Here is a 23,768-nt window from a genome sequence, read left to right as displayed (position 1 = left end):
AGGGAAAACTAGTGCCTATTAAAAAGTATAAACCGACATCCCCGGCTCGCCGTGCGATGAGCGTATCTACGTTCGAAGAAATCACAACGAGCACACCGGAGAAATCGTTGCTTGCGCCTCTTAGCAAACAAGCAGGCCGTAACAACCAAGGTAAAATTACAGTTCGTCACCAAGGCGGCGGACATAAGCGTAAGTATCGTATTATCGATTTCAAACGTAACAAGGATGGCATTCCAGGTCGCGTTGCTACAATCGAGTACGATCCAAACCGTACTTCCAACATCGCGTTGATCAACTACGCGGATGGTGAAAAGCGTTACATTATCGCTCCTAAAGGCTTGAAAGTTGGAGACGTAATCGTTTCTGGACCAGAAGCTGATATCAAGATCGGTAATGCATTGCCACTTGAGAACATCCCTGTAGGTACAGTTATCCACAACATCGAGTTGAAGCCAGGCAAGGGCGGTCAGTTGGTTCGTGCAGCTGGTACGGAAGCTCAATTGCTTGGTAAAGAAGAGCGTTATGTTACAATTCGTTTGGGTTCTGGCGAAGTTCGTAAAGTATTGAAAGTTTGCCGCGCTACAATCGGATCTGTAGGTAACGAAGATCATGAGCTCATCAAAGTTGGTAAAGCAGGTCGTTCACGTTGGTTGGGCAAACGTCCAGTCGTACGTGGTGTTGTAATGAACCCTGTTGATCACCCACACGGTGGTGGTGAAGGTCGTGCACCAATCGGTCGTAAATCTCCTATGTCTCCATGGGGCAAACCGACACTTGGTTACAAGACTCGCAAGAAGGGCAAGCACTCCGACAAATACATCGTTCGTCGTCGCACGAAGTAATATTTGTTTGGTTAGTAAATTAGCCGCGTAATAAGCGAAATTAACGGATTTCGTGAAGGGAGGATTTACACATGGGTCGCAGTTTGAAAAAAGGACCATTCATTGATGGTCATTTGATGAAGAAGGTTGAAGTTATGAACGAGAGCGGTAAAAAAGTTGTTATTAAGACTTGGTCCCGTCGTTCCACTATCTACCCTCAATTCATCGGTCACACTTTCGGCGTTTATGACGGTCGCAAACACGTGCCAGTGTACGTAACTGAAGATATGGTCGGACACAAGCTTGGCGAATTCGCGCCAACTCGTACGTACAAAGGTCATGACGACGATAAGAAGACAAGACGTTAATACTGATATCTAGCACTTGAGGGGAGGTACTTCCATGCAAGCGAAAGCACATGCGAATATGGTTCGCATCGCTCCGCGTAAAGTTCAGATCGTTCTTAACTTGATCCGCGGTAAGCAAGTAGGCGAAGCGATCGCAATTTTGCGTCACACGCCAAAAGCAGCATCTCCAATCGTGGAGAAGTTGTTGAACTCTGCTATTGCGAATGCAGAACACAACTATTCTATGGACGTGAACAAACTCGTTATCGAGCAAACGTTCGTTAACCAAGGTCCAACGTTGAAACGTTTCCGTCCTCGCGCAATGGGACGTGCAAGCCGTATCAATAAGAAAACTAGCCACATTACGCTAGTAGTATCTGAGAAATAAGGAGGGAAAACGTGTGGGTCAAAAGGTAAATCCAGTCGGACTTCGAGTGGGTGTTATCCGCGATTGGGAGTCTAAGTGGTATGCTGAAAAAGATTTCGGTACATTACTTATCGAAGACGTAAAAATCCGGGAATACCTCAAAAATAAATTGAAAGATGCGGCAGTATCGCGCATCGAGATCGAACGTGCAGCTAACCGCGTGAACGTTACGATCCACACCGCTAAGCCGGGTATGGTAATCGGTAAAGGCGGTTCCGAAGTTGAAGCACTTCGCCGTGAAGTAACTAAAATTGCTAACGGTAAAAAAGTTCACATCAACATTTCGGAAATCAAAACACCAGATTTGGACGCTATTCTTGTTGCTGAGAGCATTGCTCAACAACTTGAGCGCCGCGTTTCTTTCCGTCGTGCACTTAAACAAGCTATTCAACGTACTATGCGTTCCGGTGCAAAAGGAATTAAAACTGCGGTAAGTGGACGTCTGGGCGGTGCTGAAATCGCTCGTTCGGAAGGATACAGCGAAGGAACTGTACCACTTCATACGCTTCGCGCTGATATCGACTACGGAACTGCGGAAGCTCATACAACTTACGGCCGTATCGGCGTAAAAGTATGGATTTATCGTGGAGAGGTACTTCCTACGGCTAAGAAAAAGGCTGTTGAGGAAGGAGGCAACTAATCATGTTGGTACCTAAACGTGTAAAACATCGTAAACAACAACGTGGTAGCTTGAAAGGTCGCGCTAAAGGCGGCACAACGGTTCACTTCGGTGAATTCGGCTTGCAAGCTCTTGAACCAACTTGGATTACGAACCGTCAGATCGAGTCCGCTCGTATCGCGATGACTCGTTATATCAAGCGTGGTGGTAAAGTATGGATTAAAATCTTCCCAGACAAACCAATTACGGCTAAGCCGCTAGAGGTACGTATGGGTAGTGGTAAAGGTAACGTTGAGAAATGGGTAGCTGTGGTTAAGCCTGGTAAAGTTATGTTCGAACTTTCTGGTGTACCTGAGGAAGTCGCTCGTGAAGCGATGCGCCTTGCTGCTCACAAGCTGCCTTGCAAAACTAAGTTTGTGAAACGCGAAGAATTGGGTGGTGAAGCAAATGAAAGCTAGTGAATTCCGCAACTTGACCACTGCTGAACTTGAACAGAAGATTGCAGGATTCAAGGAAGAACTTTTCAACCTCCGTTTCCAATTGGCTACTGGACAGCTTGACAACCCAACTCGTATCCGTGACGTGCGTAAAGCAATTGCTCGTGCGAAAACGGTATTGCATGAAAGAGAACTTGGGATCACTAGTTAATTGAAGTCAAGGTCTTGACTGAAAATAGACATCCTGTAACCAGGAAGGAGGCAATACACTGATGAGTGAACAACGTAATGCTCGTAAAGTGCAAATCGGTAAAGTTGTCAGCGATAAAATGGACAAAACAATCGTAATCGCGGTTGAAACGTACAAAAAGCATGACTTGTACCACAAACGCATCAAATATACGAAGAAGTTCAAAGCTCACGACGAAAACAATGAAGCTAAAATCGGCGATACTGTAAAAGTCATGGAGACTCGTCCGCTGTCTAAAGACAAGCGTTGGAGACTCGTGGAAATCGTTGAAAAAGCAGTAATCGTTTAATGTCCGGGTAGCTCTACCGAAAGGAGGAAATCAGAATGATTCAACCATTTACACGTTTGAAAGTAGCAGATAACTCTGGTGCGAAAGAATTGATGTGTATCCGTGTGTTGGGTGGTACGGGACGTCGTGTAGGACACATCGGTGACCTGATTGTATGCTCCGTGAAACAAGCAACACCAGGTGGCGTTGTCAAAAAGGGTGACGTAGTTAAGGCAGTTATCGTTCGTACAAAACGTTCGGTACGTCGTAAAGACGGTTCTTACATCGCTTTCGATGAGAACGCAGCGGTTATCGTTAAGGAAGATAAAGGACCACGCGGAACGCGTATCTTCGGACCTGTTGCTCGCGAACTTCGCGAGAAAGATTTCATGAAGATCGTTTCCTTGGCTCCGGAAGTTATCTAAATCAACTTGCCTGCCTGGCAAGACTCAGGAGGTGTAACACATGCCACGATTGAAGAAGATTCTCGAGTCGCATAATAATAAATTGCACGTGAAAAAAGACGACACGGTCATCGTTATCACAGGTAAAGATAAAGGTAAAAAAGGCCGCGTCATCGCAGCATTCCCTCGTCAAAACCGCGTTCTTGTAGAAGGCGTAAACATGGTGAAGAAGCACCAGAAGCCTAACCAAAAGAACCCACAAGGCGGTATTATTGAGCAAGAGGCTGCTATCCACGCTTCCAACGTGATGCACGTGGATCCGAAGTCCGGTAAAGTAACGCGCATCGGTTACAAAGTAGAGAACGGTAAAAAAGTGCGCGTAGCTAAACGTTCCGGCGCTATTATCGACTAATTGCTAGGAAAGGAGGTCCATTTACAATGGCAGCTCGTATGAAAGAACGTTATTTGAACGACATTACTCCTGCTCTTATGCAGAAGTTCAACTATACAACAGTCATGCAAGTACCTAAAGTTGAGAAAGTTGTTATCAACATGGGTATGGGTGAAGCTGTTCAGAACTCCAAAGTACTGGACACAGCTGTAGCTGAATTGCAACTGATTTCTGGTCAAAAGCCAGTTATTACACGCGCTAAAAAGTCTATCGCAGGCTTCAAGCTTCGTGAAGGAATGCCGATTGGTGTTAAGGTAACATTGCGCGGTGAGCGTATGTTCCACTTCTTGGACAAATTGTTCAACGTAACGCTTCCACGTGTTCGTGACTTCCGCGGAATTTCGAACAAAGCGTTTGACGGTCGTGGTAACTACACGCTTGGTCTTAAAGATCAATTGATCTTCCCTGAGATCGAGTACGATAAAGTTGATAAAGCACGCGGTATGGATATCGTCATCGTTACTACAGCGAAGACAGACGAAGAGTCCCGTGAATTGTTGACGCAACTCGGCATGCCTTTCGTGAAGTAAGGTCGGTCTAACTCATCATTTGATGAATAATATTAGGACATGAATTTGTCCGGTGACCATGATGTCACGACAAAGTTCATAGGAGGTGTCAACACGTGGCAAAAACTTCGATGGTTGTTAAACAGCAACGCAAGCCGAAGTTCCAAGTACGCGCATACACTCGTTGTGAGCGTTGCGGTCGTCCGCATTCTGTATTGCGTAAGTTCAAAATTTGCCGAATTTGTTTCCGCGAATTGGCACATAAAGGCCAGATTCCTGGCGTTAAAAAAGCTAGCTGGTAATCAACCCTGTTTCGGGAAGGAGGTTTACACTAATGGTTATGTCTGATCCAATTGCTGATATGCTTACTCGCATTCGCAATGCTAACACAGTACGTCATGAAACAGTGGAAATGCCTGCTTCTACGATGAAGAAGCAAATCGCTGAAATCTTGAAGCGTGAAGGCTTTATCCGTGATGCAGAATACATTGATGACAACAAACAAGGGATCATCCGTATTTTCTTGAAATATGGTCAAAACCAAGAGCGTGTCATCACTGGTTTGAAGCGTATCTCTAAACCAGGTCTACGCGTTTACACGAAGTCCAACGAGGTTCCTCGTGTACTTGGCGGTCTCGGAATCGCAATCATCTCGACGTCCAAAGGCGTTTTGACGGACAAAGAAGCTCGTCAATCCAAATCTGGTGGCGAAGTGATCTGCTACGTTTGGTAATTTACTGCATAATGATAGGAGGTGCAACAACACATGTCTCGTATTGGTCGCAAACCAATTAACGTTCCAGGTGAGGTAACAGTTACTCTGGACAATAGCGTGATTACGGTTAAAGGACCGAAAGGATCGTTGACTCGTGAACTTCACAAAGATATTCAAGTATCTCTTGAAGAGAACGTGATTAACGTGACTCGTCCTTCTGAACATAAACTTCACCGTTCCCTTCACGGAACAACTCGCAGCGTCATCAGCAACATGATTAACGGCGTAACGGAAGGCTACTCCAAAACTTTGGAGCTAGTTGGTGTCGGATATCGTGCAAACAAAACTGGTGACAAACTTGTACTAAACGTTGGATACTCTCACCCAGTTGAGATTACTCCAGAAGCAGGTATCGAGTTCGAAGTACCAACTCAAACACAAATCATTGTTAAGGGTATTAACAAAGAGCGTGTTGGTGAGTATGCTGCAAAAATTCGTGCTGTACGTGCACCAGAGCCTTACAAAGGCAAAGGTATCAAGTACCAAGGCGAACGTATTCTACGTAAAGAAGGTAAAGCAGGCAAGAAGAAGTAAGATCTTGCCTAGCTCGCTTACCTCTGTAGCTTAATGGCTAAACTGAAGGGAGTGAAAACAACGATGATCACAAAAGGCGATAAGAACAAAGCTCGTTTGAAACGTCACCTTCGTGTGCGTAAGAAAATTGAAGGAACGACTGCGCGTCCACGTTTGAACGTATTCCGTTCCTCTAAGCATATCTACGCTCAATTGATCGACGATGTGAAGGGCGTAACTGTTGCTTCCGCTTCGACAATGGACAAAGAATTGCGTGATCAAATCAAAAACGGCGGCAGCGTTGAGGCGGCAGCTAAAGTTGGCGAATTGATTGCAAAGCGTGCTAAAGAGCAAGGCCAAACAAACGTGGTATTCGACCGCGGTGGTTACTTGTACCATGGACGTGTTCAAGCATTGGCAGACGCAGCGCGTGAAGCTGGTCTTGAGTTCTAAGAATTTTACAAAAGGAGGTTAACGACTTGCGAGTTGATCCAAACACGTTAGAACTATCTGAAAAAGTTGTTCAAATTAACCGCGTTTCTAAAGTTGTAAAAGGCGGACGTCGTTTCAGCTTTAGCGCACTTGTCGTTGTCGGCGACGGCAAGGGCTGGGTTGGCGTAGGAATCGGTAAAGCATCCGAAGTTCCTGACGCGATCCGTAAAGGTATCGAAGACGCTAAGAAAAATCTAATTCATGTTCCTTTCGTTGGCACAACAATTCCTCACCAAGTAATTGGTCACTTCGGCGCTGGTAGAGTTCTTCTTAAACCGGCTTCTGAAGGTACAGGAGTTATTGCTGGTGGCCCGGTTCGTGCAGTATTGGAGTTGGCTGGTGTAGGCGACATCTTAACGAAGTCCCTAGGTTCTTCAAACTCCATGAACATGGTAAACGCTACGCTTGAAGGTTTGTCTCGTTTGAAAACTGTAGAGCAAGTAGCTAAGCTTCGTGGCAAATCCGTAGAGGAACTGTTAGGATAAGGAGGGGACGACAATGGCTAAATTGCAAATTACCCTCGTTCGCAGTCTGATCGGTCGCCCGGAAACTCACCGCAAAACGGTGAATACTTTGGGCCTACGCAAGCTGAATCAGACGGTTGTTCAAAACGACAGCCCAGCGATTCGCGGCATGGTAAATCAAGTTACTCATTTGGTTGAAGTTAAAGAAATCGAAGCTTAAGCTTAGAAACATTTAATTTCGTTAAATGAATTGCGATCGAACACTCGATTGATAGATAACAGCATAAATATTTAAGGAGGTGCGACGAACGATGAATTTGCATGAACTTTCTCCAGCACCTGGTTCCCGTAAGGAAGGCTTCCGCCGCGGACGCGGTATCGCTTCCGGTAACGGTAAGACAGCAGGTCGCGGTCACAAAGGTCAAAATGCTCGTTCCGGTGGTGGTGTTCGTCCAGGCTTTGAGGGCGGACAAAACCCATTGTACCGTCGTTTGCCTAAGCGTGGATTCACGAATCCAACTCGTAAAGAGTACGCGGTGTTGAACGTAGCGGACTTGAACCGTTTCGAAGCAGGAACTGAAGTAACTCCGGAATTGCTTATGGAGCAAGGTATCATCAAGAACCCATTGAGCGGAATCAAGATCTTGGGTACTGGTGACTTGTCTGTTAAGCTTACGGTTAAAGCTAACAAGTTCTCTCAATCTGCGGTAGAGAAGATCGAGGCTGCCGGCGGTAAATCCGAGGTGATCTAATGTTTAAGACCGTATCGAATATATGGCGAGTTGGGGATCTAAGAAGTAAGATTCTTTTTACTCTTGGTGTCCTTATCATCTATCGCGTCGGGTCCTTTATTCCGGTTCCCGGCGTTGATCCTTCGGTCTTTCAAAGCAACACTGCTGGAACTGAATTGTTCAGCTTGCTGAATACATTCTCCGGCGGTGCGTTGTTCCAATTTTCCATCTTTGCTATGAGTATCTTTCCATACATCACGGCATCGATCATCATGCAGCTTCTTTCCATGGATGTGGTTCCGAAGTTTGCACAATGGGCGAAAGAAGGCGAAGTTGGTAAACGTAAGATTGCTCAATTTACGCGTTATGGCACAATAATCTTAGGTTTAATCCAAGCATTCGGTACAGCTATTGGTTTCAATAGAATGTATGGAATGCAGATGATTCCTAACGCGACCATGACGGATTACGTAGTGATCGCCATTGTTTTGACAGCTGGTACTGCATTTCTAATGTGGCTCGGTGAGCAAATCACTGAGAAAGGTATTGGCAACGGTATATCCATTATCATCTTCGCGGGAATCGTGGCTGGTATTCCAACACTTCTTGGGAAGATGTACGAATCACAATTTGTTAACGGTGATGGACAATTGTTCCTAGGCATTATTAAAATGGTCATTGTTGCAATTGTGATCTTGCTAATTATTGTAGCGGTTATTTTCATCCAGCAAGGATCTCGTAAGATTCCGGTACAATATGCGAAGCGTGTTGTTGGAAACAAAATGTATGGAGGCCAGAATACGCACATTCCACTTAAAGTGAATGGTGCAGGGGTTATCCCAGTAATCTTCGCTTCATCATTGTTGATGTTCCCAACAGTTATCGCACAGTTCTGGGCTGATAAAGCATGGGCGCAATGGATCATTAACAATACGTCTTCTGATAAGCCGCTTGGTATGACTATTTTCGTTCTGCTTATTATCGGTTTCACGTTCTTCTACACGTTCGTTCAATTGAATCCACAGCAAATGGCGGATCAAATGAAAAAGAACGGTGGCTATATTCCAGGTATTCGCCCGGGTAAAGCTACAGCTACTTACTTGACACGAGTGATGTCCCGTATTACTCTTTCTGGTGCCATCTTCTTGGCTCTAATTGCAGTATTGCCAGTGTTCCTTGGATCGCTTGCAGGGTTCCCTCGTGAAGTACAGCTTGGTGGAACGTCGTTTCTTATCGTTGTCGGCGTAGCGCTTGATACGATGAAACAGGTTGAAAGCCAGTTGATTAAACGCCACTACAAAGGTTTTATCAATAAATAGGCAATAGGTACTGACTTAGGTCGGCACCTATTGTGCTGTTTCTTGTAAAGCAGAGGCTTAACGAATGCCATCGAAAGCATACACTTCCGACGAAAGTTAAGCCTATGCTTACCAAAAAGGGAGTGACATTCGATGAACATTCTATTCATGGGGCCTCCTGGGGCAGGTAAAGGGACGCAGGCTGAACGCATTGTAACGGAGTTCGGTATTCCTCATATCTCCACAGGCGATGCGTTTCGTGCAGCAATGCGCGAAGAAACGCCAATCGGCTTAAAGGCAAAGGAATACATTGATCAAGGTCTGCTCGTTCCTGATGACGTTACAGTCGGGATTGTGCGAGAGCGTCTCGCTCAGCCGGACTGTGAGAAAGGGTTCCTTTTGGACGGATTCCCACGAACGTTGGCTCAAGCGGAAGCTTTGGACGACATGTTGGGAGCACTAGGTCGCAAATTGGACCATGTCATCAACCTGAGCGTTGACCGTGAATTATTACTGGCACGTCTCACAGGCAGACGCATTTGCAAGTCTTGCGGCGCGACGTACCATGTCATTTTTAACCCGCCACAACAAGAAGGCGTCTGTGATAAGTGCCAGGGTGAGCTATACCAACGTTCGGATGATTCCGAAGAGAAAGTTGGCACACGCTTGGATGAATATATCAACAAGACTGCCCCTTTGCTTGACTATTACGGCAACAAAGGCTTGTTGCGTGATGTTGACGGGGAGAAGGAAATTGATACGGTGACGTCTGAAGTCGTATCTTTACTGCGAGGTTAAACGAATGATCATTTGTAAGTCCGAAGTGGAATTAGGCTTTATGAGAGAAGCAGGGAGAATTGTTGCGGAAACGCACCGTCTCATGTCTCAATCGATCAAGCCGGGCATTACGACTCGGGAGCTTGATGCTATCGCGGAACAATTCATTCGCAGCCAAGGAGCATCTCCTTCTTTCAAGGGATACAACGGGTTCTCTGGAAGCATTTGCGCATCAGTTAATGAAGAGCTGGTGCACGGTATTCCTGGTAACCGCGTTTTAAACGAAGGCGACATCATCAGCATCGACATCGGCGCAGAGTATCGTGGGTATCATGGTGACTCAGCTTGGACATATGGAGTTGGACAGATTTCTGAAGAGGCACAGAGATTATTGGACGTTACTGAACGTTCGCTCTATGCTGGTTTAGAACTTGTTCGGCCGGATGAACGGTTGTACACCATTTCTCATGCTATACAACGTGTCATTGAAGATGCAGGTTTTTCCGTCGTACGTGAGTACGTCGGACATGGAATCGGTGCGAGTCTTCATGAAGAACCACAGATTCCGAACTACGGTAGCCCGAACCGTGGGCCTCGACTCAAGCCGGGCATGGTGCTCGCGATTGAACCGATGGTCGTTATTGGTGAGCGTTATGTAAAAACACTTGCGGATAACTGGACGGTCGTGACGGTGGATGGTACATGGTGTGCTCATTTTGAGCATACAGTTGCAGTAACACCGGACGGTTGCGAAATTTTGACGAGATTGCAGGAGTAGGTGAGGGAATGAATCATATTCTGAACCCGCAACTCGGGCAATTTGTCAAAGTGGCTCAAGGCAGAGATGCCGACAAGCTAGCTGTCATCGTTGGCTTAGAGCCTGAGCGATATGTCTTTATCGCGGACGGGGACAAACGCAAGTTTGAACAACCGAAACGTAAAAACCTGCTTCATCTGGAGTTGCAGAAGGATATAAGCCGCGAAGTTGTCCAGAGTTTAAACGAAAGCGGACGGGTTACAAACAGCAAGCTTCGCTACGTCATTCAGAAGTATGCGGAGCAGCTGAACGAAGCAAATGCGGAATAGAAAGGAGAATCACGTTGGCCAAGGAAGATGTGATTGAAGTAGAAGGTACGGTCATCGAGCCGTTGCCAAACGCGACTTTTCGAGTTGAGCTAGAGAACGGACATCAGATTCTTGCCCATGTTTCTGGAAAGCTGCGGATGCACTTTATCCGTATCCTAACAGGTGACAAAGTGGTCGTACAGCTATCGCCATACGATTTGAGCAAAGGTCGCATCACATATCGTAAGTAGCATTAGCACTCGGAGCTTCAAAGAGCGCTTGCAATGCACTTGCAAACCAACAGACTGCATGCGAGACGGTTTGACGCGTGCAACTTAAGGACTGGGAGGTATTCAGCATGAAGGTAAGACCTTCTGTTAAGCCCATTTGCGAAAAATGCAAAGTCATTCGTCGCAAAGGTAACGTTATGGTAATTTGTGAAAATCCGAAACACAAACAAAAACAAGGATAATTGAAGGGGGTGTAGCGTAAATGGCTCGTATAGCTGGTGTAGACTTGCCACGTGATAAACGCGTTGAGATCGCCTTGACATACATTTTCGGTATCGGAAAGACAACATCTCAAAAAGTAATCGCAGCAACTGGCGTTAATGCTAATACACGCGTTCGTGATCTTACAGAAGACGAAGTAAACGCTATTCGTGAAACAATTGATAAAACGGTTAAGGTTGAGGGTGACCTTCGTCGTGAAATTTCTTTGAACATCAAGCGTCTGGTTGATATCGGATGTTACCGTGGTGTTCGCCATCGTCGTGGATTGCCTGTTCGCGGTCAACGCACGAAAACTAATGCTCGTACACGCAAAGGCCCTCGTCGTACGGTAGCAAATAAGAAGAAGTAAGGAGGGATAAGTAGCAATGGCTAAACCAAAAAAAGTCGTACGTACAAAACGTCGTGACCGTAAAAATATTGAAGCTGGTGTGGCACACATTCGTTCTACGTTCAACAATACGATCGTAACAATTACGGATACACACGGCAACGCAATTTCTTGGGCAAGCTCCGGTGGTCTTGGATACCGCGGTTCGCGTAAATCCACACCGTTTGCTGCACAAATGGCTGCAGAATCAGCTGCTAAAGCAGCTATGGAACATGGTATGAAGACGGTAGAAGTATCGGTTAAAGGCCCAGGCGCAGGCCGTGAAGCTGCCATCCGTTCCTTGCAAGCTGCAGGGTTGGAAGTTAGCATGATCAAAGACGTAACTCCAGTTCCTCACAATGGCTGCCGTCCGCCAAAACGTCGCCGCGTATAATTTACGTGTGTGGCTAACGTGTCGTTTATAATGACGCCTGTTGGGAATAATGGTTGTTTAGGCATACTGCATGAATCGACCGACCGTAGGTGTTTAATGGTTTAACGCCAGCGACGTTTTGAAGGAGGGTTATATAGTGATTGAGATCGAAAAGCCGAAGATTGAAACCGTTGATGTCAATGAAGAAGGTACTTACGGCAAGTTCGTAGTCGAGCCGCTTGAGCGTGGCTACGGTACGACACTAGGGAATTCCCTACGCCGTATCTTGCTTTCTTCCTTGCCAGGCGCGGCAGTGACTTCTGTGCAAATTGACGGCGTACTTCATGAGTTCTCTACAATCCCTGGTGTCTTTGAAGACGTAACAGAGGTTATTTTGAACCTGAAGTCCCTTTCACTCAAAATTCACTCCGATGAAGAGAAAATTCTCGAAATCGATGCTGAAGGTGAAGGGGTAATTACTGCCGGAGATATTCGTGCGGATAGCGATGTGGAAATTTTGAACCCGGATCTTCGCATTGCTACATTGTCACAAGGCTCCCGTCTCCATATGCGTATTTATGCGAATCGTGGTCGTGGCTTTGTCCTTGCAGATCGCAACAAGAATGAAGATCAACCTATTGGTGTCATTCCTGTTGACTCGATCTACACACCAATCTCTCGTGTTAATTACAGTGTAGAGAATACGCGTGTAGGACAAGTGACGAACTACGACAAGCTTACGCTTGAAGTATGGACAGACGGAAGCACGCAACCAGAAGAAGCAGTTAGTCTTGGTGCGAAAATTCTTACAGAGCATTTGATGCTCTTCGTAGGATTGACGGACGAAGCAAAAGATGCGGAAATCATGGTTGAAAAAGAGGAAGATAAGAAAGAGAAAGTGCTTGAGATGACTATCGAAGAGCTTGATCTCTCTGTTCGTTCCTATAACTGCTTGAAACGTGCAGGCATTAATACTGTTCAAGAGCTAATTACGAAGACTGAAGAAGACATGATGAAAGTCCGCAACTTGGGCCGCAAGTCTTTGGAAGAAGTTCAAGAGAAGCTCGAAGAATTAGGATTAGGCCTCCGCATGGAAGATTAATCGGGACTTGGCATAGAAGGAGGGGAAACATATGGCATACCAAAAGTTGGGTCGTGACTCCAGCGCTCGTAAAGCGTTGTTCCGCGACTTGGTAACTGATCTGTTCTTGTACGAGCGCATTCAAACAACTGAAGCTAAAGCGAAAGAAGTTCGTTCTATCGCTGAGAAGCTTATCACGTTGGCGAAGCGTGGTGACTTGCATGCTCGCCGTCAGGTGGCTGCATTCGTACGTCGTGAGACTGTAGATGGCGAGAAAGACGCAATCCAGAAACTATTCTCGGATTTGGCACCTCGTTATGCTGAGCGTCCAGGCGGTTATACGCGCATCATGAAATTGGGTCCTCGCCGTGGCGATTCCGCGCCAATGGTTTACTTGGAACTAGTTGACCGCGCGTAATAGCGGCAAGATGCATTTGATATAGCGCAATAACGCAGCATGAGCAGCGTGGAAGAAGGCTCCCTCGAGGAGCTTTTCTTTTTGTGTATATCGTAGACACCGGAGGGAAGTATGCGAAATATCGGAATGACTGTGTCTTATGATGGTACTGCATATAGCGGCTTTCAAAGACAGCCTGATCAAGACACGGTTCAAGGACGAATCGAAGCAGCGATTGCGAAGCTTACGAGCGATCAAATTACGATATCGGCATCTGGGCGTACGGATGCAGGTGTTCATGCTAGGGGACAGGTGTTCAACTTTCATACAACATCTGCTATTCCGATCGAACGCTGGGTACTAGCGATGAATTCTAGGCTACCAAATGACATTGTCATTCAGGATGCTTGGGAGGCACCGTTAGACTTCCACGCTCGTTATTCGGCTAAGGTAAAGACGTATCGTTTCACCATTCTAGCAGAGCGCAACCCGGACTTATTCCGACGTTTATACGAGTTCCATCATCCGCGTCCTCTCCATATTGAGGCGATGCGGAAAGGAATGTCTTATTTAGAAGGTGAGCATGACTTTACTTCTTTTACATCGCCGAAGTCAACGAAGCAATCTAATGTTCGTACGATATTTCGCTCATGGATGGAAGTCGAGGATGCAGGAAGTGATGAAGCTGGCCGTGGTCGGATTCACTTGTTCTTCAAAGGTAATGGATTCTTATACAACATGGTACGGATTATGGCAGGTACGTTGATGTGGGTTGGGGAAGGCAAACTCCGTCCTGAGGATATACCCGATATTATGGAGGCTCGTCATCGTGATGCTGCAGGGCCTATGACCGTGGCACATGGTTTGTTGCTGTGGAGCGTCGAATACGATGGGGAAGAACGAATCTAGAACTTTAGCAGAGCAAAAACAACTTGCAAAATCGAGCGTTATATTGTAAAATAACATTTGTGTTTCTTTATGGCTTCCCACGGCCCCCAATAAAGAAATGCGTTATGGTAACAGCTAACATTTAAATGTAACAGATTGAACGATATATACGTTTTTTGAATTAAAGCGAACAATGAATTTGTTAGGAGGATGTTTCATGCGTACAACATACATGGCGAAACCAGCTGAAGTAGAACGTAAATGGTTCGTTATCGACGCTGAAGGTAAGACGCTTGGTCGTCTTGCTACTGAAGCTGCGGCACTTATCCGCGGTAAGCACAAGCCAACATTCACACCTCATGTTGACGGTGGCGACTTCGTAGTCATCATCAATGCTGAGAAAATTGTTTTGACAGGTAAGAAACTTCAAAACAAAAACTACTACAGTCACTCCCTCTACTCCGGTGGTTTGAAAGTGACTCCAGCTCACGAAATGCTTGCTAAGAAGCCTGAGCGTATGCTTGAACTTGCTGTTCAAGGTATGCTTCCTAAGACTCGCATGGGTAACAAAATGAAGCTTCGCGTTAAAGCTTATGCTGGCGCAGCTCATCCACATCAAGCACAACAACCAGAAGTTTACGAACTTCGCGGATAAATAAAAGGGAGGACAGTTTCATGGCACAAGTACAATACTATGGGACAGGTCGTCGTAAGCATTCCGTAGCGCGCGTTCGCCTAATTCCAGGTGAAGGCCGCATCGCAATCAACAAGCGTGACCTTAATGAATACTTCGGTTTGGAAACATTGAAACTTATCGTCAAGCAACCATTGAACCTTACAGAAACAATCGGCAAATACGATGTTTTGGTATTGGCTCATGGTGGTGGTATCTCCGGTCAAGCAGGCGCAATTCGTCACGGTATCTCCCGTGCATTGCTTAAAGCAGACCCAGAGCTTCGTCCAGCATTGAAGAAAGCTGGATTCTTGACTCGTGACCCTCGTATGAAAGAGCGTAAGAAATACGGTCTTAAAGCAGCTCGTCGCGCACCTCAGTTCTCCAAACGTTAATATTGGATTACAATGGGTATCAAACCTCTTCTGTGTTTACACAGAAGAGGTTTTTTGCATACTTTAAATCAAACCTCAATAATCTTCCTCTTCACGAGATTATCTCCTGTGTATCACAAGACCCAATCAAGTTTATTCGTTATCTCCAACCAGTCCTTTAACCCAAAATAAGAAAAAGTTATAGCTAAAACGCCTCAATTAGTCAAAAAATGGATTGACTTTGTTTGAAATCAAATTATACTTATTAAGTATATAAAACACACCTAAATACTAGGAATTTAAAGATGGTGGAGGATGCGGTAATGAACTTATTAGAGAAAGAAGCGTTGATAGCTGAGAAGGCTGAATTGTTTGAAACGTCTAGTCCTGAAGAAATTATTCAATGGGCTATAGAAACGTTTCCGAATATAACATTTGCATGCAGCTTTGGGGCAGAAGATGTTGTTCTGGTTGATATGGTACAGAAGATTAGTCCTTCAACTGATATTTTTTACCTCGATACAGATTTTCACTTCGAAGAGACCTACCACACTCGCGACCAAATACAATCTCATTACAACTTAGAATTTGTACGTGCAGCACCAACAATTACTCCAGAACAACAAGTTGAGCAGTATGGGGCTGAGTTATGGAAGAGTGATCCCAACAAATGCTGTAACATCCGTAAAGTAGAACCTTTAACACAAATTTTAAGTAAATACGATGCATGGATTACAGGTATTCGACGTGATCAAGCACCTACACGTGCTAATGCTAAAAAAATTGAGTACGATACGAAATTTGGCCTTGTAAAGTTCAATCCGATTGCACATTGGACTTGGGATGATGTGTGGGCATATATCCGCAGTAATAACATTATCTACAACCCACTTCATGACAACCACTATCCGAGTATCGGTTGCTCTCACTGCACAAGACAAGTTATGCCTGGTGAGGACCCTCGTGCAGGACGTTGGTCAGGTACTGGCAAGGTAGAATGCGGATTGCATAAATAAAACGATATGCTACAAATAGCAGGGAGGAATAGAAGCATGACAGCAATACCCGCACATGGAGGATCATTAGTAGATCTTCGTGTATCAAGCACAGAACGAGAAGCGCTTCTAACGCAATTGCAGAACGCTCCAGTCATTCCGATTAACCGTTGGACCATATCTGACCTTGATTTAATTGGTGTAGGTGCATTTTCTCCATTAACCGGTTTTTTAAATGAAGCTGATTATCGGAGTGTTATTGACCGTATGCGACTTGCTGACGGTACGGTCTGGAGTATCCCGATTACACTTGCAGTGGATGCGAATACAGTTAAGTTGTTATCGGTAGGTAAGGTTGCTGCTTTAGTTGGTGAAGAGGATGGTATTACTTACGGTTCTATTCAAGTAGAATCTATTTATACAGTCGATCATAAGCATGAAGCTGTGCAGGTATTTAAGACAGACGATAGTGAACATCCAGGTGTTCAAAAGCTACTGAATCGTCCTAATACGTACGTAGGTGGAAGTATCCGTTTACTTGAGCGACCACAACCGGATCGTTTTCAAGAGTATTATTTTGATCCAGCTGAAACACGTAGACTATTTGCAGAACGAGGATGGCGCACGGTAGTTGGTTTCCAGACCCGTAATCCTGTTCATCGTGCACACGAATATATACAGAAAAGCGCAATGGAAATTGTAGATGCCCTATTCCTAAATCCGCTTGTTGGTGAGACGAAGTCAGATGATGTCCCAGCAGATGTTCGAATGAAGAGTTATGTTGCGCTGTTAGAAGGTTACTATCCTAAAGATCGTACATTCCTAGGCGTATTTCCGGCAGCAATGCGTTATGCGGGTCCGCGTGAAGCGATATTCCATGCGATTGTACGCAAAAATTACGGCTGTACGCATTTTATTGTTGGTCGTGATCACGCAGGTGTTGGAGATTACTACGGAACCTATGAAGCGCAGGAAATATTTAAGAACTTTGAAGCGAATGAGCTTGAAATAACACCATTATTTTTTGAACACAGCTTCTTCTGTACAAAATGCGGCAATATGGCATCCAGCAAAACATGCCCGCATAATAAAGAAGATCATTTAACGTTGTCAGGAACCAAAGTTCGTGCCTTGTTACGAGACGGTATTTGCCCGCCTCCAGAATTCTCGCGTCCTGAGGTTGCGAAAATACTTATTGAAGGCATGGCTATAGAACCGACAACCGTTTAAGCAATTAATAACAATAACGAACATAACCGAAGGACATGCGTAGTATATTTGTCCACCACTGCCCATATAGTGATTAGAGATGCTATTGGAGCGGAGGTGGACTTTTTCGTGTGGAATGACAACAATAAACCGCGGAGAACGCGTTTTTTATCTATTAATTTGGGTTCAATGAAACAATGGTTTATGTGCTTGGGTCTGTTTGTGTTGGTAATCGGCTTGTTGATATCGGAGGCCCCATCCAAGAAAAGCTGGAATCAATGGTCGCTCCCACTGTCAGGTAAAGTGATTGCTATTGATGCTGGGCACGGGGGGGCGGATGGAGGTGCGGTAAGTAAACAGGGAATTATCGAAAAAGATATAAATTTGCTCATCGCTCTATATTTACGTGATTACTTGCAACAGGCAGGGGCTGTCGTTTATTTGACACGAGAGGCAGACCATGATCTTGCTGACTCGAATACGAAAAAAATTTCTAAAAGAAAGTCAGAGGATTTGCAGCGCAGAGTAGCTTTTGTAGAGAAAAAGAAGGCAGACGTATTTGTTTCGATTCATATGAATAGTATCAATTCCAATCGTTGGCGTGGGGCTCAAACTTTTTATGCGAACCATATCCCACAAAATGAGGCGTTGGCTAAATTTATTCAAACAGAAATACGTCGTAATTTAGAAAATACAGAGCGTGTGGCAAAGTCGGACGATCGTGGCCTATACTTGCTGAAGTCTGTAAATGTGCCTACTGCACTTGTGGAGGTTGGTTTTTTATCTCATCCGGATGAGTCTCGGATGTTGGCCGACAGTGTATATCAGCGCAAAGTTTCGGCTTCGATATATAAAGGAGTTCTTCGTTATTTATCAGGAGAAAAGCTTGGTAAAGATTAGTGGTGTGTTATAATAAATGAGGATGAAGGAAACATCGCACAAGCATTAGCGCATAGAGACGAGGTGCATCTTATGATAACAAGAGAACAATGCTTAGACCTGTTGCATGGATTGCAAGAACCGCTATCAGGAAAAACCCTGCTTGAGCTGCAATGGATACGTGATATTATGGTCAAACCTGAGCAAGTGGCACTTACGATTATACTAGCACCAGATGGGGCTAGCGATTCTATACGTGATGGACTGACAGCGCAAATTAAATCAAAGTTAGTTAGCAGTGGAGCGACAGATGTTCATGTGCGTATTCGTATAGCATCTGAGCAAGAAATGGCGGCTGCTGGCTTTGGGCATCGAAATGCTGGGGCAGTGAGTCAAGGACAGTCAGAGCATGGATCAAGTAGCGGCCAATCTGCCCCTCAAGGACATGGAGCTGGTCTTGAACAACTTAGTCCATTATTATCGCCTTCTTCTAAAGTTGCATTTATTGGTGTAGCTAGCGGCAAAGGTGGGGTTGGAAAGTCTACTGTAACGGTGAACTTGGCTGTTGCATTGGCACGTCAGGGTAAAAAGGTTGGCATAATAGACGCTGATATTTATGGTTTCAGTGTACCTGACATGATGGGGATTGAAGACAGACCCATTATCCAAGACGAACAAGTAATCCCGATTGAACGCTTTGGTGTTAAAGTAATGTCTATGGGCTTTTTTGTAGAAGACAACAGTCCAATTGTATGGCGAGGACCTATGCTAGGTAAGATGCTGCGTAACTTCTTCCAAGAGGTGAATTGGGGCGAACTTGATGTTGTGTTAATTGATTTACCACCTGGAACAGGAGATATTGCTCTGGATATTCATCAGATGATTCCGCAAACGAAAGAAATAATCGTAACGACACCTCATTCTACAGCTGCGTTTGTGGCGGCAAGAGCGGGTGCGATGGCGATTACGACGAAGCATGAAATCATTGGAGTCGTTGAAAATATGGCTTACCTCGAGTGTGGAGCATGTGGCGATAAGCAATATGTATTCGGTCGTGGTGGCGGAGGTAAATTAGCTGAGTCCCTACACACATCCCTATTGGCTCAGATTCCATTAGGAGCACCGGAGAATCATCCTTCGGAGCCGGATTTCTCGCCTTCTGTATATCGTGAATCACATCCGATCGGGCAATTATACAATGAGTTAGCACAACGTTTAATAGATAATGGTGTTTTATCTTAGTACCGTATACGATGTAATAGTAGTTTACATAAAAAGCGGACCTTCTAGGGGTCCGCTTTTGTCATCATGTAGGAGTAAGTATACCCTAATTGAACCTTGTACGGATTTATTGGCCGCCTTTTTGACCTCCACCTCCGCCGCTGTCAGAGCCGTCTCCTTCACTTGAACCACTGTCCTCTTTCTCACTAACTCCCTCTTCGCCACCTTTTTCTTTCTTATTCTCTTTAGGTTGGAGTTCTTCTTTAACAGCCTTTGTCATCATTTCCATGATTTCTAGCTTAAATAATGGACTATTCATTGCATCTTTCATTAGGGCCATTAATTGTTTGCGATATTCAGGTGACTTTGTTACTTCCAAATAAGCATTCATGAGATCAGGTGATTTTAAAATATCGCCGACAGCTTTTTGATAAGTAGGGTCTTTAATTAAATCCTTATGAATTTGTTTGTCTTCTTTGCTAATGGTCTTCGCGAATTCCCCGGCAAACTTAGGGTCCTTCATAATCTTCTCGATTACCTTTTCGTAGTCAGGAGAGACAAGTGTATCTTTGACTGCGAGCCTGATTTGTTCTTGCTGTTGAGTATTCATTGCCTTCATTTGCATAGAGCTTCCACCGTTAGATTGAGCGGACTCGATTGCTTTTTGTCCTTCTTCCGTTTTTAAAATATCTACAACCATCGACTTAAGTTCCTTGTATTCCACTTTATTTCCTGATGATTGTGGTTCTTGAGAACACGATGTACTTACAAGCATAAGCACAATACAAGTGATACAAAGTCGAATAGATACGGATCGCATGTACAGGACTCCTTTCAACGTGCTGCTGTGTCATTGCTGTTAGGTTATAGAAGCGTCTTTATGTAGTATGGGGAAAAAATTATGAATTATGTTCGATAACGATAGTCTTTTGCTGATAACGCTGGTAAAATATGAATATTGCGGAGGTGGAGCAGCTTGAATTTAAAAAAATGGTCTTACTTATTCTGGACGACGCTCTGTCTGGGTGGAGCAGTTATGTTGGTAACAGGGCTGTCTATGCAACTGTATCAACAGGAATTGTCCAATCTTAGAGGTCCTGCAGATGTGCTAATGAACATTTTCCAGCTTATTTTAAGTGGCTTTACAATTAGTGTATTTGCGCAAATGGGCTTTTTTGCCTATTTGACGCTTAATTTGCTTGCCAATGGTATGTTTAGACGAGTTTGGCCGTATATACAAGTTGTTCTTACGGTAATCGTTTTATTGGATGTTATGTTTTTACGGACTTTACTTGGACAAGAACGGGACTTGATCCAAGATGTTGTGTTAGGTCTAACTTTATTAGTATTCTCGGTAGGCGTAGCAATTGTAAAAATGAAAGTAACATCGTCAACGGCAGTAATACCAACGTTGTTCTATATGATTGTTGGTACAACGATCGAAATGACATTTGCATTGAACATGAGTCCAATAGCGACTTGGTTTTTATTTATCCCTTTAGTAGCATGTAACGCGTATCAAATCCTTATCCTTTCGCGTGTATTGGAAGGGAAGGTAGGAAAAAACAGAGAAATGCATCCAGAAGCGGGTATGACTACAAAAGTAGTAAAGAGCTGACCAATAGTGGTCAGCTCTTTGTCATTTAAGGGGAAGTGCTTACGATGGTTACGCTCCAGCTGCATCATGAACATGTGTCTGTGGCTGGATAGGCTGAATAGTAGTGTCTTGGATTGCCTTATTATTCAGCTCTGTTTGCTGGATAAGCTCGGATACGGTAACGAACTCATAACCTTTTGCTCTTAACTGATCGATAATGGCGGGAAGGGCAAGGTGAGTTTGTTTGCATGAATCGCTGGCATGGAGCAAAATAATATCGCCATTATGCGCACGATCGACGACACGCTTTACAATCGTATCTACGCCGGGATTTTTCCAATCTTGTGAATCTGTATCCCATTGAATAACTTTGTAATTCATTTGATTAGCTATTTTAAGTACACGTTTATCAAAATCGCCGTTAGGTAAACGGATGAGATTAGGTTGTTTACCAGTAAGCTCACTTAAAATGGTATGCGCTGTATTAATTTGCTTTTTGATTTCTTCATCATTGAGACTGCTGTAATTTACATGCTTGTGACCGTGGCTGCCTATCTCATAACCAGCGTCAACCATTTTTCTGACAATCTCGGGATGGGTTTTACTCCAAGGAGAAGATAAGAAGAACGTTGCCTTGTCTAGTTTCTTTTCGGTTAAAATATCAAGTATAGGCTGTGCTCGTGTTTCTCCCCAACTGATATCGAATGTTAGTGCCACAACTTTTTTATCAGTAGGGACACTATAAATGGCTGAAGGACTGCCTTCCGAGAAGACAGTAATGTTGTCGCTCTCCACCACGACGACACCGGCTGCAAACAGCACGGCGACGATGATGAAGAAGATGCGCTTTACTTTTTTACCGCTAATCACATAAAAACTATTCATGCAGCGTGCGCTCCTCTCATATAACGATGCTAAGATGCGTGAAACCCAAATACTTGCGCGGCTTGTCACGCTTGTTTAATACACTGTATGCTTGAGTTATACATAGATATGACAAACAATCATCCCCGTAGCGGGAGATAATGTGGGATGACAACAAGAAGGAGTGAAGGATTGTGCTAAGTTGGCGCTCGTTTGTACGAACGTTAGGGGAGATAAAAGGGTATATCTTATTCTCATCTCTTGTTTTTATTGGGAGCATAGTGGTGGGGTGGATGTGGACTGGGTTTCATGAATTTTTAGACGGTCAAATATCCCAGATTGGTGAGATTGCGAGATCTTTACACCAGTCTGCAAATCCCATTGTGACGTTGTTTATATTCATTTTCTTTAATAATGCGATCAAAGCTGTACTTGTAATGTTCTCTGGAATCGTGTTCGGGTTATTTCCGTTGTATTTATTAGTCGTAAATGGGATGGTATTAGGATATCTATTCTTTGATATGCATCGAGAGGGTTTAAATGTCTTTATGCAGTTTACTGTGGGCATTTTACCGCATGGCATTTTAGAACTACCTGCTATCATTATAGCTGCAGCTTTCGGTATTCGATTTGGTGTGTTGGCGTTTCAACGAATGACTCGTTCGGGTCGTGGAAGCGGATTAACGATTAAAGAATGGGCCAAGAAAACAGGAGCAGCGGCGGTTTGGATTACAATTATTCTGCTTGCAGCTGCATTAATCGAAAGTACAGTAACGTTGTGGATTATGGAATTGTATCGTTCAAGTATATAGAAGAAAATGTTGCTACTAAGAAAGAAGATAATTTTATTCAGATGATTATGTGATAAAATGATGCGAATTTGTGCATAACAGTAAAGCGGTCCATCACTTATCTAAGGTATTGCTGTCCTTAGAAAGGGATTAGGGCCGCTTTTGTTCCGAATATAAGAGAAAAGTTTGAGTTGTTGTTAGAGGAGGAGAAAGTTCGTGCTAGGATTCTTATTTAACGAAAAGGAATGCAAGGAACTTGGGTATATGCTTAGAAAAGAACTTGATGAAATGCTACTTGATCTAAGTGATAACCGTTTAGATAAAGAAGTAAGAAGAGCAATAGCTAATCGATACAGAACGGTATTTCGGATGTATGCACGCATAGCTACGCCTAAAGACTTGTCTCGGTACGTAAGGAACCATCGCATCATTCCAATGTAAACGAAACGCTCATTATAGATTACCATAAAGTGGACTGTATCAAATGATTGACGGGGGTTGGTATTTATGATAAATTATTTTTTGTTCCCTTCTTGAACAACTTTGATTGAGAGGCGGACAAGTCATCGATATTCAATTGAGTCATAAACAACTTTGAAAAAAACTTTAAAAAAGTTGTTGACACAAAATGAACGACATGATATATTATAAGAGTCGCCGCTGAGAAACACGGCGAACGAGAGCGAAAGAAAACGAATCGTAAGATGAGTGATCTGAGCCAAATTGTTCTTTGAAAACTGAACAACGAGTGAAGCGTTTGATATAAGGAATTCAGTAATGAATTTCGTCAGCATTACAAATGAGCAAGTCAAACACTTTTATGGAGAGTTTGATCCTGGCTCAGGACGAACGCTGGCGGCGTGCCTAATACATGCAAGTCGAGCGGACTCTTACACTTT

The 23,768-nt window shown here is 44.3% G+C and carries 39 protein-coding genes and 1 rRNA gene; 38 read left to right on the top strand and 2 right to left on the bottom strand.

All coding sequences use genetic code 11. From position 1 onward, the window contains the following. Positions 1–11 precede the first annotated feature (11 nt). The 34 genes from rplB (at position 12) to IFO66_RS20050 (ending at position 19,638) form a co-directional block, all read left to right on the top strand. Positions 12–842, top strand: a complete 831-nt coding sequence (gene rplB / locus IFO66_RS20215; protein ID WP_028595131.1) for a 50S ribosomal protein L2 — start codon at positions 12–14, stop codon at positions 840–842. A 71-nt stretch (positions 843–913) separates the two neighbouring features. Continuing rightward, positions 914–1,189, top strand: a complete 276-nt coding sequence (gene rpsS / locus IFO66_RS20210) for a 30S ribosomal protein S19 (RefSeq protein WP_028595132.1) — start codon at positions 914–916, stop codon at positions 1,187–1,189. A 34-nt stretch (positions 1,190–1,223) separates the two neighbouring features. Continuing rightward, a complete protein-coding gene (gene rplV, locus IFO66_RS20205; RefSeq protein WP_028595133.1) occupies positions 1,224–1,556 on the top strand; it encodes a 50S ribosomal protein L22 in 333 nt (110 codons plus the stop codon). A gap of 13 nt (positions 1,557–1,569) precedes the next feature. Continuing rightward, entirely contained in the window at positions 1,570–2,235 is a 666-nt protein-coding gene (rpsC, locus tag IFO66_RS20200) for a 30S ribosomal protein S3 (RefSeq protein WP_028595134.1), read from the top strand. A 2-nt stretch (positions 2,236–2,237) separates the two neighbouring features. Further along, positions 2,238–2,672: a 50S ribosomal protein L16 gene (gene rplP, locus IFO66_RS20195; protein ID WP_028595135.1), complete on the top strand. Its 435-nt coding sequence runs from the start codon at positions 2,238–2,240 to the stop codon at positions 2,670–2,672. After that, the gene (rpmC, locus tag IFO66_RS20190) at positions 2,662–2,862 is read left to right on the top strand and encodes a 50S ribosomal protein L29 (RefSeq protein ID WP_028595136.1); all 201 of its coding nucleotides are present in this window, start codon (positions 2,662–2,664) and stop codon (positions 2,860–2,862) included. The genes rplP and rpmC overlap by 11 nt, the downstream gene beginning before the upstream one ends. 61 nt (positions 2,863–2,923) lie before the next feature. Continuing rightward, positions 2,924–3,190: a 30S ribosomal protein S17 gene (gene rpsQ / locus IFO66_RS20185; RefSeq protein WP_028595137.1), complete on the top strand. Its 267-nt coding sequence runs from the start codon at positions 2,924–2,926 to the stop codon at positions 3,188–3,190. Between the two features lie 35 nt (positions 3,191–3,225). Continuing rightward, positions 3,226–3,594 (top strand): 50S ribosomal protein L14, encoded by a 369-nt coding sequence (gene rplN / locus IFO66_RS20180; RefSeq protein WP_028595138.1) that lies wholly within the window; start codon positions 3,226–3,228, stop codon positions 3,592–3,594. A gap of 40 nt (positions 3,595–3,634) precedes the next feature. After that, positions 3,635–3,985 carry a 50S ribosomal protein L24 gene (gene rplX, locus IFO66_RS20175; RefSeq protein WP_084509214.1) on the top strand — a complete coding sequence of 117 codons (351 nt, stop codon included), beginning with the start codon at positions 3,635–3,637 and terminating at the stop codon, positions 3,983–3,985. 26 nt (positions 3,986–4,011) lie between these two features. After that, complete coding sequence (rplE, locus tag IFO66_RS20170) at positions 4,012–4,554, top strand: 50S ribosomal protein L5 (RefSeq protein ID WP_192026873.1); 543 nt, start codon at positions 4,012–4,014, stop codon at positions 4,552–4,554. Positions 4,555–4,649: 95 nt separating this feature from the next. After that, on the top strand, positions 4,650–4,835 hold the full coding sequence (locus tag IFO66_RS20165; RefSeq protein WP_028595141.1) for a type Z 30S ribosomal protein S14: 186 nt from the start codon (positions 4,650–4,652) through the stop codon (positions 4,833–4,835). Positions 4,836–4,867: 32 nt separating this feature from the next. After that, positions 4,868–5,266 (top strand): 30S ribosomal protein S8, encoded by a 399-nt coding sequence (gene rpsH, locus IFO66_RS20160; RefSeq protein ID WP_144995535.1) that lies wholly within the window; start codon positions 4,868–4,870, stop codon positions 5,264–5,266. A gap of 33 nt (positions 5,267–5,299) precedes the next feature. After that, positions 5,300–5,842: a 50S ribosomal protein L6 gene (rplF, locus tag IFO66_RS20155; protein ID WP_144995532.1), complete on the top strand. Its 543-nt coding sequence runs from the start codon at positions 5,300–5,302 to the stop codon at positions 5,840–5,842. A 63-nt stretch (positions 5,843–5,905) separates the two neighbouring features. After that, a complete protein-coding gene (gene rplR / locus IFO66_RS20150) occupies positions 5,906–6,274 on the top strand; it encodes a 50S ribosomal protein L18 (RefSeq protein ID WP_192026872.1) in 369 nt (122 codons plus the stop codon). Positions 6,275–6,300: 26 nt separating this feature from the next. Next, positions 6,301–6,798 carry a 30S ribosomal protein S5 gene (gene rpsE, locus IFO66_RS20145; protein ID WP_028595145.1) on the top strand — a complete coding sequence of 166 codons (498 nt, stop codon included), beginning with the start codon at positions 6,301–6,303 and terminating at the stop codon, positions 6,796–6,798. 13 nt (positions 6,799–6,811) lie between these two features. Next, the gene (gene rpmD / locus IFO66_RS20140) at positions 6,812–6,997 is read left to right on the top strand and encodes a 50S ribosomal protein L30 (protein ID WP_028595146.1); all 186 of its coding nucleotides are present in this window, start codon (positions 6,812–6,814) and stop codon (positions 6,995–6,997) included. Between the two features lie 91 nt (positions 6,998–7,088). Continuing rightward, positions 7,089–7,529, top strand: a complete 441-nt coding sequence (rplO, locus tag IFO66_RS20135) for a 50S ribosomal protein L15 (RefSeq protein ID WP_028595147.1) — start codon at positions 7,089–7,091, stop codon at positions 7,527–7,529. Further along, entirely contained in the window at positions 7,529–8,827 is a 1,299-nt protein-coding gene (gene secY, locus IFO66_RS20130; protein ID WP_192026871.1) for a preprotein translocase subunit SecY, read from the top strand. The genes rplO and secY overlap by 1 nt, the downstream gene beginning before the upstream one ends. A gap of 132 nt (positions 8,828–8,959) precedes the next feature. Then, the gene (locus IFO66_RS20125) at positions 8,960–9,604 is read left to right on the top strand and encodes an adenylate kinase (protein WP_028595149.1); all 645 of its coding nucleotides are present in this window, start codon (positions 8,960–8,962) and stop codon (positions 9,602–9,604) included. Between the two features lie 4 nt (positions 9,605–9,608). After that, positions 9,609–10,361 (top strand): type I methionyl aminopeptidase, encoded by a 753-nt coding sequence (gene map / locus IFO66_RS20120; protein ID WP_028595150.1) that lies wholly within the window; start codon positions 9,609–9,611, stop codon positions 10,359–10,361. 8 nt (positions 10,362–10,369) lie between these two features. Then, positions 10,370–10,669, top strand: a complete 300-nt coding sequence (locus IFO66_RS20115) for a KOW domain-containing RNA-binding protein (protein WP_192026870.1) — start codon at positions 10,370–10,372, stop codon at positions 10,667–10,669. A 14-nt stretch (positions 10,670–10,683) separates the two neighbouring features. Beyond that, positions 10,684–10,899, top strand: coding sequence for a translation initiation factor IF-1 (gene infA, locus IFO66_RS20110; protein ID WP_006676514.1), 216 nt, complete (start codon positions 10,684–10,686; stop codon positions 10,897–10,899). Positions 10,900–11,006: 107 nt separating this feature from the next. Then, positions 11,007–11,120 carry a 50S ribosomal protein L36 gene (rpmJ, locus tag IFO66_RS20105; protein WP_003333770.1) on the top strand — a complete coding sequence of 38 codons (114 nt, stop codon included), beginning with the start codon at positions 11,007–11,009 and terminating at the stop codon, positions 11,118–11,120. A 20-nt stretch (positions 11,121–11,140) separates the two neighbouring features. After that, positions 11,141–11,509 (top strand): 30S ribosomal protein S13, encoded by a 369-nt coding sequence (rpsM, locus tag IFO66_RS20100; RefSeq protein WP_028595152.1) that lies wholly within the window; start codon positions 11,141–11,143, stop codon positions 11,507–11,509. Between the two features lie 16 nt (positions 11,510–11,525). After that, positions 11,526–11,921, top strand: a complete 396-nt coding sequence (gene rpsK / locus IFO66_RS20095) for a 30S ribosomal protein S11 (protein ID WP_028595153.1) — start codon at positions 11,526–11,528, stop codon at positions 11,919–11,921. Positions 11,922–12,057: 136 nt separating this feature from the next. Next, positions 12,058–13,002, top strand: coding sequence for a DNA-directed RNA polymerase subunit alpha (locus tag IFO66_RS20090; protein WP_192026869.1), 945 nt, complete (start codon positions 12,058–12,060; stop codon positions 13,000–13,002). A gap of 31 nt (positions 13,003–13,033) precedes the next feature. Next, positions 13,034–13,399 (top strand): 50S ribosomal protein L17, encoded by a 366-nt coding sequence (gene rplQ, locus IFO66_RS20085; protein WP_028595155.1) that lies wholly within the window; start codon positions 13,034–13,036, stop codon positions 13,397–13,399. 111 nt (positions 13,400–13,510) lie between these two features. Beyond that, entirely contained in the window at positions 13,511–14,287 is a 777-nt protein-coding gene (truA, locus tag IFO66_RS20080) for a tRNA pseudouridine(38-40) synthase TruA (RefSeq protein ID WP_192026868.1), read from the top strand. 196 nt (positions 14,288–14,483) lie between these two features. Next, entirely contained in the window at positions 14,484–14,921 is a 438-nt protein-coding gene (rplM, locus tag IFO66_RS20075) for a 50S ribosomal protein L13 (protein WP_144995511.1), read from the top strand. 20 nt (positions 14,922–14,941) lie between these two features. After that, positions 14,942–15,334 carry a 30S ribosomal protein S9 gene (gene rpsI / locus IFO66_RS20070; protein ID WP_144995509.1) on the top strand — a complete coding sequence of 131 codons (393 nt, stop codon included), beginning with the start codon at positions 14,942–14,944 and terminating at the stop codon, positions 15,332–15,334. A gap of 302 nt (positions 15,335–15,636) precedes the next feature. Continuing rightward, positions 15,637–16,329 (top strand): phosphoadenylyl-sulfate reductase, encoded by a 693-nt coding sequence (locus IFO66_RS20065; protein WP_192026867.1) that lies wholly within the window; start codon positions 15,637–15,639, stop codon positions 16,327–16,329. Between the two features lie 36 nt (positions 16,330–16,365). Continuing rightward, on the top strand, positions 16,366–17,538 hold the full coding sequence (gene sat, locus IFO66_RS20060; protein WP_192026866.1) for a sulfate adenylyltransferase: 1,173 nt from the start codon (positions 16,366–16,368) through the stop codon (positions 17,536–17,538). Positions 17,539–17,706: 168 nt separating this feature from the next. After that, the gene (gene cwlD / locus IFO66_RS20055; RefSeq protein ID WP_192026898.1) at positions 17,707–18,417 is read left to right on the top strand and encodes an N-acetylmuramoyl-L-alanine amidase CwlD; all 711 of its coding nucleotides are present in this window, start codon (positions 17,707–17,709) and stop codon (positions 18,415–18,417) included. A gap of 72 nt (positions 18,418–18,489) precedes the next feature. Beyond that, positions 18,490–19,638, top strand: coding sequence for an Mrp/NBP35 family ATP-binding protein (locus IFO66_RS20050; RefSeq protein ID WP_192026865.1), 1,149 nt, complete (start codon positions 18,490–18,492; stop codon positions 19,636–19,638). A gap of 106 nt (positions 19,639–19,744) precedes the next feature. Here IFO66_RS20050 and gerD read toward each other — a convergent pair whose 3' ends face one another. Further along, positions 19,745–20,437: a spore germination lipoprotein GerD gene (gene gerD, locus IFO66_RS20045; protein ID WP_192026864.1), complete on the bottom strand. Its 693-nt coding sequence runs from the start codon at positions 20,435–20,437 to the stop codon at positions 19,745–19,747. Positions 20,438–20,593: 156 nt separating this feature from the next. On the opposite strand from gerD, the gene IFO66_RS20040 reads away from it, so the two are divergent. Next, positions 20,594–21,235 carry a KinB-signaling pathway activation protein gene (locus tag IFO66_RS20040; RefSeq protein WP_192026863.1) on the top strand — a complete coding sequence of 214 codons (642 nt, stop codon included), beginning with the start codon at positions 20,594–20,596 and terminating at the stop codon, positions 21,233–21,235. A gap of 48 nt (positions 21,236–21,283) precedes the next feature. On the opposite strand, the gene pdaB is transcribed toward IFO66_RS20040, so the two are convergent. Beyond that, entirely contained in the window at positions 21,284–22,099 is an 816-nt protein-coding gene (gene pdaB / locus IFO66_RS20035; protein WP_192026862.1) for a polysaccharide deacetylase family sporulation protein PdaB, read from the bottom strand. A 173-nt stretch (positions 22,100–22,272) separates the two neighbouring features. Between pdaB and IFO66_RS20030 the strand changes: the two genes are divergently transcribed. The 3 genes from IFO66_RS20030 to IFO66_RS20020 form a co-directional block, all read left to right on the top strand. Next, positions 22,273–22,890, top strand: coding sequence for a stage II sporulation protein M (locus tag IFO66_RS20030; RefSeq protein ID WP_337913452.1), 618 nt, complete (start codon positions 22,273–22,275; stop codon positions 22,888–22,890). Positions 22,891–23,085: 195 nt separating this feature from the next. Then, entirely contained in the window at positions 23,086–23,310 is a 225-nt protein-coding gene (locus IFO66_RS20025; RefSeq protein WP_192026860.1) for a hypothetical protein, read from the top strand. 376 nt (positions 23,311–23,686) lie between these two features. Further along, positions 23,687–23,768: ribosomal RNA gene (locus tag IFO66_RS20020) — 16S ribosomal RNA — on the top strand; the annotation flags it as partial.

The sequence above is a fragment of the Paenibacillus arenosi genome (assembly GCF_014841135.1).
In the GTDB taxonomy this organism is placed as follows: Bacteria; Bacillota; Bacilli; order Paenibacillales; family Paenibacillaceae; genus Paenibacillus_B; species Paenibacillus_B arenosi.
The sequence above is the reverse complement of the archived record's forward strand: the minus strand, read 5'-3'. Positions and strand labels throughout refer to the sequence as shown.

Coding starts and splice junctions, on each gene's coding strand:
- sat (WP_192026866.1), top strand. CDS start 16,366: ATGACAGCAATACCCGCACATGGAGGATCATTAGTAGATCTTCGTGTA.
- rpmJ (WP_003333770.1), top strand. CDS start 11,007: ATGAAGGTAAGACCTTCTGTTAAGCCCATTTGCGAAAAATGCAAAGTC.
- secY (WP_192026871.1), top strand. CDS start 7,529: ATGTTTAAGACCGTATCGAATATATGGCGAGTTGGGGATCTAAGAAGT.
- rplV (WP_028595133.1), top strand. CDS start 1,224: ATGCAAGCGAAAGCACATGCGAATATGGTTCGCATCGCTCCGCGTAAA.
- rpsS (WP_028595132.1), top strand. CDS start 914: ATGGGTCGCAGTTTGAAAAAAGGACCATTCATTGATGGTCATTTGATG.
- rplP (WP_028595135.1), top strand. CDS start 2,238: ATGTTGGTACCTAAACGTGTAAAACATCGTAAACAACAACGTGGTAGC.
- rpsH (WP_144995535.1), top strand. CDS start 4,868: ATGGTTATGTCTGATCCAATTGCTGATATGCTTACTCGCATTCGCAAT.
- IFO66_RS20115 (WP_192026870.1), top strand. CDS start 10,370: ATGAATCATATTCTGAACCCGCAACTCGGGCAATTTGTCAAAGTGGCT.
- rplO (WP_028595147.1), top strand. CDS start 7,089: ATGAATTTGCATGAACTTTCTCCAGCACCTGGTTCCCGTAAGGAAGGC.
- cwlD (WP_192026898.1), top strand. CDS start 17,707: ATGAAACAATGGTTTATGTGCTTGGGTCTGTTTGTGTTGGTAATCGGC.
- rplQ (WP_028595155.1), top strand. CDS start 13,034: ATGGCATACCAAAAGTTGGGTCGTGACTCCAGCGCTCGTAAAGCGTTG.
- rpsM (WP_028595152.1), top strand. CDS start 11,141: ATGGCTCGTATAGCTGGTGTAGACTTGCCACGTGATAAACGCGTTGAG.
- map (WP_028595150.1), top strand. CDS start 9,609: ATGATCATTTGTAAGTCCGAAGTGGAATTAGGCTTTATGAGAGAAGCA.
- rpsK (WP_028595153.1), top strand. CDS start 11,526: ATGGCTAAACCAAAAAAAGTCGTACGTACAAAACGTCGTGACCGTAAA.
- IFO66_RS20065 (WP_192026867.1), top strand. CDS start 15,637: ATGAACTTATTAGAGAAAGAAGCGTTGATAGCTGAGAAGGCTGAATTG.
- rpsQ (WP_028595137.1), top strand. CDS start 2,924: ATGAGTGAACAACGTAATGCTCGTAAAGTGCAAATCGGTAAAGTTGTC.
- pdaB (WP_192026862.1), bottom strand. CDS start 22,099: ATGAATAGTTTTTATGTGATTAGCGGTAAAAAAGTAAAGCGCATCTTC.
- rplM (WP_144995511.1), top strand. CDS start 14,484: ATGCGTACAACATACATGGCGAAACCAGCTGAAGTAGAACGTAAATGG.
- rpmD (WP_028595146.1), top strand. CDS start 6,812: ATGGCTAAATTGCAAATTACCCTCGTTCGCAGTCTGATCGGTCGCCCG.
- rplR (WP_192026872.1), top strand. CDS start 5,906: ATGATCACAAAAGGCGATAAGAACAAAGCTCGTTTGAAACGTCACCTT.
- rplX (WP_084509214.1), top strand. CDS start 3,635: ATGCCACGATTGAAGAAGATTCTCGAGTCGCATAATAATAAATTGCAC.
- truA (WP_192026868.1), top strand. CDS start 13,511: ATGCGAAATATCGGAATGACTGTGTCTTATGATGGTACTGCATATAGC.
- gerD (WP_192026864.1), bottom strand. CDS start 20,437: ATGCGATCCGTATCTATTCGACTTTGTATCACTTGTATTGTGCTTATG.
- rplE (WP_192026873.1), top strand. CDS start 4,012: ATGGCAGCTCGTATGAAAGAACGTTATTTGAACGACATTACTCCTGCT.
- rpmC (WP_028595136.1), top strand. CDS start 2,662: ATGAAAGCTAGTGAATTCCGCAACTTGACCACTGCTGAACTTGAACAG.
- rpsI (WP_144995509.1), top strand. CDS start 14,942: ATGGCACAAGTACAATACTATGGGACAGGTCGTCGTAAGCATTCCGTA.
- IFO66_RS20050 (WP_192026865.1), top strand. CDS start 18,490: ATGATAACAAGAGAACAATGCTTAGACCTGTTGCATGGATTGCAAGAA.
- IFO66_RS20125 (WP_028595149.1), top strand. CDS start 8,960: ATGAACATTCTATTCATGGGGCCTCCTGGGGCAGGTAAAGGGACGCAG.
- rplF (WP_144995532.1), top strand. CDS start 5,300: ATGTCTCGTATTGGTCGCAAACCAATTAACGTTCCAGGTGAGGTAACA.
- rplN (WP_028595138.1), top strand. CDS start 3,226: ATGATTCAACCATTTACACGTTTGAAAGTAGCAGATAACTCTGGTGCG.